The 7,241-nt window shown below is 65.5% G+C and carries 4 protein-coding genes; 3 read left to right on the top strand and 1 reads right to left on the bottom strand.

The annotated features are described in order from the left end of the window. Nucleotides 1-96: 96 nt before the first annotated feature. Nucleotides 97-495, bottom strand: coding sequence for a hypothetical protein (locus ABLE43_RS22900; protein WP_348980260.1), 399 nt, complete (start codon nt 493-495; stop codon nt 97-99). Between the two features lie 452 nt (nt 496-947). Between ABLE43_RS22900 and ABLE43_RS22895 the strand changes: the two genes are divergently transcribed. The 3 genes from ABLE43_RS22895 to ABLE43_RS22885 are packed head-to-tail and all read left to right on the top strand — an operon-like array spanning nt 948 to nt 7,117. Beyond that, the gene (locus tag ABLE43_RS22895; protein WP_348980259.1) at nt 948-1,544 is read left to right on the top strand and encodes a DUF6088 family protein; all 597 of its coding nucleotides are present in this window, start codon (nt 948-950) and stop codon (nt 1,542-1,544) included. Continuing rightward, the gene (locus tag ABLE43_RS22890; protein ID WP_348980258.1) at nt 1,541-2,581 is read left to right on the top strand and encodes a nucleotidyl transferase AbiEii/AbiGii toxin family protein; all 1,041 of its coding nucleotides are present in this window, start codon (nt 1,541-1,543) and stop codon (nt 2,579-2,581) included. Before ABLE43_RS22895 ends, ABLE43_RS22890 begins: the two co-directional genes overlap by 4 nt. A gap of 6 nt (nt 2,582-2,587) precedes the next feature. Further along, the gene (locus ABLE43_RS22885; RefSeq protein ID WP_348980257.1) at nt 2,588-7,117 is read left to right on the top strand and encodes a hypothetical protein; all 4,530 of its coding nucleotides are present in this window, start codon (nt 2,588-2,590) and stop codon (nt 7,115-7,117) included. The last annotated feature ends 124 nt before the right edge of the window (nt 7,118-7,241 follow it).

Below are 7,241 nucleotides of genomic sequence, written 5' to 3'. Positions count from 1 at the left end.
TGCAAGCTCAAGGAGTTCAAGCGCATCGCCATGCGAGCCTGCAAAACCGACCGCAGCTTCGAAGCCATGATCCACCTCGTCGGCGCCGTCATCAACTCACGATGAATCCCCACAGACCCTAGACTCATTGCCGTTGGGCTGGGTTTCGATGAATCCGAGCAGCTGGAGCCGCCGCACTCGCTCGAACAGCGTGCGCCGGCCGCGCTGACCGCTGAACCCGGCCGCGAAGGTCACATCGTCGGGCTTGTTGAAGCGCAGGAACGCATTGTTGCCCCAGGTATAGGACCAGAGCGCCTCATAGGTGGACGCGAGCGGATGGTCCTTCGACATCTCGTCGAGGATGCGGCAGATGTAGGGCATCGTCTTGGGCGTGGTCACGAACCCGCCGCTCGTCTTATGTGCCCAGAGCCGTTCGGCGGCGTCGGGCCAGAGGGTGTCGCGCAATGCATTTTCGCTGTCGGCGATGGCCTTGCGGGCTTGCGGTGAGGTTGTCATCAATCGTCTCCTGTCGGCGGCCGGGGCCGGGCTTTGGACACCCGGCCCGCGAGTCTCGGCACGATGGTCCCTGGTGGAGGGGGACCGGCGTCGACTATGGTGCGTATCATACGCCGATCAGCGCCAAAGTCGCCGACCGAGTCCCGGAATCAGACCCTCTGATAGCACGATTTCCAGCAAACTCGCTGGTTGAGTTGAATGCACGCTGGCCAAGCTGATAGCCCAGTCGGCTAGCTCGTGCGGCGGTTGCTCGCTTATCCTGCGGAAAACCGCCGCTTGGTCATCTAGTGCACAGTCCTCACACGGTTTCCCCTGTGCTCGATGTCCTCGTCACGTCTTTACGTCCTCACGGGGGAATTCCCAAAGGGGGTTTGCGCACTTCCGAGCGATGTTTGACAGCGTTCATTGTTTTTTGTCAGAAACTCACTTATATTTCTGACAGGAGATTTCGTATGACCAGCGAACCGCTCGCCGAACAGATCATGCACCTCGCCCGCACGCTCCCCGAAGGCGAGCCGCTCTATGCCAAGCAGCTGCTGGGTCTGGGCAGCCGCGCCGGCGTCGATCAAGCCCTGTCCCGCCTGGCGAGGACGGGCGCGCTGCTGCGCATCGGGCGTGGCCTCTATGTCCGTCCGATTGAAAGCCGGTTCGGCACGCGCGCACCGGAGACAGAAAAGCTGGTAGAGGCGTTGGCCGAAGCGCGCGGAGAAACCGTGGCGTCGCACGGCGCTGCCGCGGCCAATGCGCTTGGTCTCACCACCCAAGTGCCGACACGCAGCATCTATCTGACCTCGGGCCGCAGCCGCACGCTCACGCTGGGCAAGCTCAAGGTCGAACTCCAGCATGTGCCGTCCTGGCAGCTGACGCTCGCAGGCAGGCCCGGCGGAGAGATCGTCCGGGCGCTTGCCTGGCTCGGTCCGGAACGGGCCTGTGAGCTGTCGCCGCTGCTAAAGCTCAAGGCCCAACGGTCAGCGATCGAGGAAGTCGCGCGAGCGCGAATCCGCCTGCCTGAATGGATGGCACGCCAGGTGAGCGAGCTGGCGGCGTGAGCGAGGCGTTCCTCGCCCTGTCGACGGAAGACCGGACGGCGGCATTGTCGCTCGCCGCGAGCGAAAGCGGCCGCCCTGCCCATCTCCTGGAAAAGGACGTGATGGTGGTCTGGGCGCTTGGCGTAATCGCGAGCTCGCCGTTCGACGCGCATCTGGTGTTCAAGGGCGGGACTTCATTGTCCAAGGTCTATGGCGTGATCGACCGTTTTTCCGAGGATATCGACCTAACCTACGACATTCGCGAGATCGCGCCCGATCTGATCGCGAGGACGAAAAGCGGCTGGCCGGAGAACAACAGCCAGCAAAAGGCGTGGACCAAGGAGATCCGCGCACGGCTCGACAGCTGGATCGCCGACCATGTCGCTCCTGTATTCGAAGCCGCAATCGCGGCCGACACGCTTGATGCAAAGGTTGAGCTTCCCGGAAATGGTAGCCTGATCATCGCCTATGGCGCGCTCACCGCCGGCACTGGCTATGTGCTTCCCCGCGTGCTGCTCGAGTTCGGTGCTCGGGCGACCGGCGAGCCAGCCGAGCGCCGGTCGATCGCATGCGACGCCGCACCCTATCTTGCGAACCTCGCCTTTCCCACTGCGACACCACGCGTCATGCTCGCGACGCGGACCTTCTGGGAGAAGGCGTCCGCCATCCATGTCTTCTGCCGTCAGGGGCGGTTCCGGGGCGGCGACCGCTTCGCGCGGCACTGGTATGATATCGTCCGCCTGGACGAGGCCGGCATCGCAGGCGAGGCCATCGCCGACCGCGCGTTGGCGCAAGACGTCGCGCACCACAAGCAGCTGTTCTTCGTCGAGAAGGACGAGACCGGCGCGGTGATCGATTACTCGGCCGCCGTGGACGGCGCGCTGGCGCTGGTACCCGAAGGCGAAGCGCGCGCGGCACTTGCCGAGGATTATGGCAGTATGCTCGCCGATGGTCTTATCCTCGCAGACGCGCCTGATTTCGATGCGCTGATGTCCCGGTGTGACGAGATTGCCCTGCGGGCCAATGCCGCCGCCCAGGCCGCCACTGGAGCCCTTTGAAGCGATATGAGCGACGACGCGCGAACAGGCGGCCAATATTGCGTCACCGGGCTGGTCCTGCAGATGCTGGTCGGGCTCGATCGCGGCTTACGCCTCGTGATCGGCGACGGCCGGCAAGAGGGTTCGCGGCTCGTGTCCGTGACCATGGTGCTCGAACCCGATCAGGGCGGCGATCATGACGTGACGACGCCAGGCGGACGGCTGGTCGAACAGGTCAAGATCCGCACCACCGGCGAGGCATGGACGCCGGGCGATATCGCGGGCGACGTCCTGCCCGATCTCGCCAAGGCGGTACGGCTCGATGACGATACACCGACGCGGTTCCGCCTGGTGACCGACGGCGGCCTCAATTGCGGGACGCTGCTCGACCTCGCCGGGCGCATCAAGGGGCGGCCCTTGCCCCAGGATGTGATAGCGGCACTCGACGACGGCGACCGCCGCGCCTTCTATTATGGTCGGTGGCTGTCCGAACGCGGCTTCTTCGAAGCGCTGATGAAGCGCGCCAGGGTCGATGATCCGGAGCTCTTCTGGCGGCTCCTGGCGGGGTTCGAAGCCGAGGGCAATCTGACCGAAGCTGAGCTCGCACGGCGCATCGACGCAATCCTTTTGCAGGTCGTCGACCATGCGGAGGACGTCACCGGCAAGCGCCACGAGTTGCTGAGCCGCATGGCGACGCTCGCGCAAAATGGCGGCAGCACCACCGCCGCGACGCTGCTCGGCGACGCCGGTTTGCCTGTCCAGCGCCTGCTGCACCGTGCGCGCCTGCCGGGACTGCTCGCTGAGCGGCTGACACGCGATCTCGAGGGGCTCGGCTATGACGCTGCCGCCGACGTTCGCGAGCCACCGCGCGTATCTGGGGGCGGTCTGCTCATTTTTGCCGGCAATAGCGGCCTTGGCAAAAGCTGGCGGCTGGCGGCCCTGCTTCAGGCCGAGCGATCTGCGGGGCGCCCGGCGATCCTGATCGCCCAGGCATCCGATCTCGACCAGGTGCGGCGCGCGATCATCGAGCGCGTCTGGCTATCGGGCTTCGATCAGCCGGTCGACCTGCCGACGCTGCAACGGCGGCTCGGCACAGGCGAGGTCGATGCCGACGGTATCTGGCTAACCGTCGGGATCGACGACATCCAGGACCGGGCGATGCTGGCCGAACTCCATGCCGCTGACTGGAAAGTCTATGGCATTCGCGTCGCGGTGACCGCGCCCACCCAGCTCGCCGATGAACTGAGCGCACGCCCGCGCCCGCCCGCGGTTCAGCAGGTCCAGCCATTCACACGGGCGCAGCTGCGCCGGTTTCTCGAACATCATGGCCAGGATGCGCGGGACCTGCCCGACGATGTCGCCGAACTTTTGTGTACCCCGATCTTCGCTGAACTCTACCGCAGGCGGTTCGAGCCGGGCTGGCGCCCGAACAATGAGTATGAACTGATCGACGGGTTCTGGCGCCACGCAACCTATGACCAGCGCGGCATGGCGGACGCGCAGGACGATGTCGCCGCGCTCGAGGAAGCGACCCGTCGCTTGCTCGTGCCGGTCGCGCATTATCCCTGGGAAGCACAGGATGCGCTGGAGGCCGGGCTTGGCGCGCCCGCGCGCGCGCGGCTGGTCGCGACCGGCGTGTTGCGTGCCGGGCCTGACGGCATCGGGTTCAGCCATGATCGCCTGCTCAACTGGGCAGCAGCGCGGGCGCTGGTGGCGGATTTGAGGCGCAACCGCCGCACCGCCGCCGAGGTCGTCGAGTTGATCGGGCGGTTCAGGATGCTGGGCAACATCGCATCGGTGCTGACCTACCGCATGAACTATGTGCTGCTCGACCTGTTGTGGATCGGCACGGCGTCGCTCGATGCGTCGATATTGCAGGAGATCGTCGCCGGCATTCTCGACGCGCCGGACTATCGCATCAACGAAGGCCCGTTCATCGAGGAGGACCTCGCCGGACTCGGCCCGGGCATCCTGCCGACGCTCGAGCGGATAGCGATGACGCCCGATACCGAACATCGCCCGCGCGCGATCCATGCCGCGCGGGCGATCGCCGCTATCGGTCAACGCTCGCCGACAATGGCACGACCGATGGTGGCAAGGTTGCTTGAGAGCGATGCGCATGGGGTGCGTATGGGTCTTGCCGCCGCCGCACTGCTGGACGTGCCGCAGGCGATCGAACGCTTGTGGACGTTGCATCTCGAGCGTCGCCAGGCGTCAGCGGCCGCCACCGAAGATATGGATGTCCACGACCGGCATGATCTTTATGATCGGGCGCAGTCGAGCGGCAAGGCGTTTGAACGCACCGCTCGGACCCGCCCCGACTGGCTCGAGACCAAGGTCGACGCGACCAGCGACGCGCTGTCGGCGCAGATACTGCTCGAACTGCTTCTGCGCGTCGAGCATAGCATCGCGGCCGACATCTGGCGGCGGCGCAAGGGTGATTTCCTGACCCGCATCCCGGCCGGGCGCACCGTTCTTGCCCGGGCGATCGGCAGGTTCGGCGACCGCGACGAAGCCAACCGGCTCGAGGCGGAAAGCGATGGGGCGGAATGGCTCGAACCGACGCGGCGCTTCGACGCCTTGCTGCGTGTAGCGCCGGAACGGGCGTCAGAGCAGATCGCGACCTTGCCTGAAGAAACGCTGAGGCGCGGCTGGTTTTCACTTGAATGGTTGGTCCGTCGCGGCGGCGAGGCGGCACAGCAAAGGCTGTTGCAGCGTCATGGCACGGATTGGGAGGGTGTCAGCGAACTGGTCCACAGCTACTGGCATGATGCGGACCTCATTGACCGCGCGTCGTTCCAGGCTGTGATCGATGGCCTCGATACACGATTGACCGCAATCGTCGATGGTGTGACGCCGGATCGCCGCGAAGGACAGGTTGTCGAATTTTTGTCGCGCACCCGCCGCTCGGACCTGCTGGAGGCATTGCGCGCCTGTCGCGGCGGCGCGCTGGAATCGTCGTTGATCGCGCTCGCCCGCGATCGCGAGTGCCGGGCAAGCCTGTCGGTCGACCAGACCGGCGATCATCTCGAGCATCTGCTGCTGCGGATCGGGGGCGAAGACTATGGGGCGTTCGTCGCCGATGCGATCGAGCGCGACACCGTGTTCGCGCGCGAGGATGGGTATGAGGCGGCACTGCGTCTGCCCGAAGGGGCACCGGCAGCGGAGGGCTTGCGCGCCGCGGTCGGCCGTGCCGAGCGACACGATCGCGAGACGTACGACCTGATGGTGGCGCTCGCGGTCCAGCGGTTCGACGGGCCGCTTTATGAACTCGTGGCCGCGACGGCGTCGGCCTATAATGATGCGCTCGATATCCGCGCCTCGCTCGGGCCGCTTGATCCTGCCGTTGAAACCAGGATCCGGGCTGACCTGCAAAGCCCCGAGAGCGCGGTGCGCATCGGCGCGACGTGCGCGCTCGCCATGGCGCCCCCGCCCGATGCTGTCAAACTGCTCGCCGACACGCTGTCGCGATGCCCCGACGATGACCCCTCGGCACTGACGGTCGTGCGCATCGCCAGCCATCTCTCCTGCTATGCGCCGGCCATGTTGCCACAGCTGCGCCGGATGCTCGACCTGCCCGATCCGAAGGCACGCGAGGCGGTCCTGCCGTATCTGGCCGAACACGGGGACAGCGGAGCCCGGGCCGAGGTCGTAGCACGCTTCGCCGCCGAACCTTCGCCGGTTGCCGACCAGACGACGCTCAGGGCGGCCTATGCGCTGAGCGCGCATGAAACCACTGATGGCCCGGGGCTTAGCCGTCTCAAATTGTTCATCGACAGGCGTCACAGCATCTACCCGACCGGTTTGCTCGCAGCGCGTCTTCATGAGCGGGGCGCTATGACGAACGATGAACTGGTGGAACTTGCCTATACGGCGCAGCGGCTCCCCGGTGACAGCGCGGCGAATATTATCGAGCGGGTCGTTACCTTCGACCGGAACGAAGCCCTTGCATTGGCGCGCTATCATTTCGCGCGGTCGGGGTCGGCAAGCGGCGCGCGTCAGCTCCTGAGTCTTGGCGGCGGCCAGTCGATATCGGGCCTGCTGACTCGCTACATGAACGAAGAGCGTCATCGCGCGCGTTGGATAATCGCTCGAGCGCTGCGGCGGCATGCCGACCGCGCGAAGCTGCTCGAGCAACTAGGCCTGTACGCGCGTGGCAATTCGAGCGACGTCAAAATCGCGGCTGCCGAGCTGCTGGGCTGGCTGCGCGAAGATACCGCTCGGGTCACGCTCGCCACTCTGCTCGACGATTCGGTCCCTGAGGTCGCGGATGCCGCGCTTGCAGCACAAGCGCGGCAACGCAGCGATGACCACGCCCGGCAACTGATCGGCGAGCTTGGTGAAGCCGATCATCTTGGGCGCTGGGCTCGCCTGGAGGCAATCATCGCGTTCGCCGACCCCTTTCTGCTCGAACTCGATCCCGATGGGCTGGCGATCGGCGCGGTGATCAATCCGTTCGGGGAAGCCATGGTGATCGGCACTGAGAAGCTCATTAAGGCTCGCAAGGACAAGCTCGAGAAAGAAGGCGACCAGCTGGATCGGAACGCCCGCAATTAGCATGTGGATCGGCGTGGAAAAGGGACCCCGGTAGCGGGGTGATCGGCGTTGAAAAAGGACCCCTCATCCCGGTGGTCTAGGCTGTTCGCTTGGCGGTGTGTCAGGCGGCGAGATCGGGATGCTG

This window comes from Sphingomonas silueang (assembly GCF_040049155.1).
Classification (GTDB): domain Bacteria; phylum Pseudomonadota; class Alphaproteobacteria; order Sphingomonadales; family Sphingomonadaceae; genus Sphingomonas; species Sphingomonas silueang.
Note: the sequence above shows the minus strand (reverse complement) of the source record. Positions and strands in the feature narration are given on the sequence as shown.